Here is an 827-nt window from a genome sequence, read left to right on the forward strand (position 1 = left end):
ATCAGTTTGAGCGCGGCCTCGTCCGACGGGAAGTGGCCGCGCGCCTTGATGATCTTCCGAAGCTGCATGTGCAGCGACTCGATCGCGTTGGTCGTATATACAATTTTCCGGATGTCAGGCGCGAAGGCGTAGAACGGAATCACCTGATCCCAGGCTCGGCGCCAGAGCGCGGCAATCGGAGGGTATTTCGTACCCCACGGGCTCGTATCGAACGCGTCCAGCGCCACGGCGGCGGCTTCGGCCGACGGTGCCCGATAGATCTCCTTGAGCGCCGCTGCGACCGATTTCCTGTCTTTCCAGCTGGCGAAGTCCAGTGAGTTCCGGATCAGATGCACGATGCAGGTCTGGACCGTCGTTTCCGGGAACACCGTGTTGATCGCTTCCGGGAAGCCCTTCAGGCCGTCGACCACGGCGATCAGAATATCCTGCACGCCGCGCAGCTTCAGGTCATTCACCACCCGTAGCCAGAACTTGGCGCCCTCGGTCTGTTCGATCCAAAGGCCCAGCACGTCGCGTGTGCCGTCGCGCCGCACGCCCAGCGCCAGGTAGATCGCCTTGTTGCGCACGACGCCTTCGTCGCGGATCTTGACTCGCAAGGCGTCGAAGAACACGACCGGGTACATCGGCTCGAGCGGCCGCTGCTGCCATTCGCGCACTTCGTCGATCACGGCATCGGTCACCGTACTGATGAAGTCCGGCGACACCTCGATGCCGTACATCTCCAGCAGGAAACCCTGAATCTCCCGCACGCTCATGCCGCGTGCGTACATCGCGATGATCTTGTCGTCGAAGCCGGTGAAGCGTCGCTCGCCCTTGGCGATCAGCAC

At 62.4% G+C, this 827-nt stretch carries 1 protein-coding gene; it reads right to left on the minus strand.

The annotated features are described in order from the left end of the window. Positions 1-827 (minus strand): IS256-like element IS1356 family transposase (locus HWX09_RS33390; protein WP_175888626.1); only part of this gene is annotated, 827 nt, incomplete at both ends.

The organism is Burkholderia sp. BCC1208 (assembly GCF_902833095.1).
Lineage (GTDB): Bacteria > Pseudomonadota > Gammaproteobacteria > Burkholderiales > Burkholderiaceae > Burkholderia.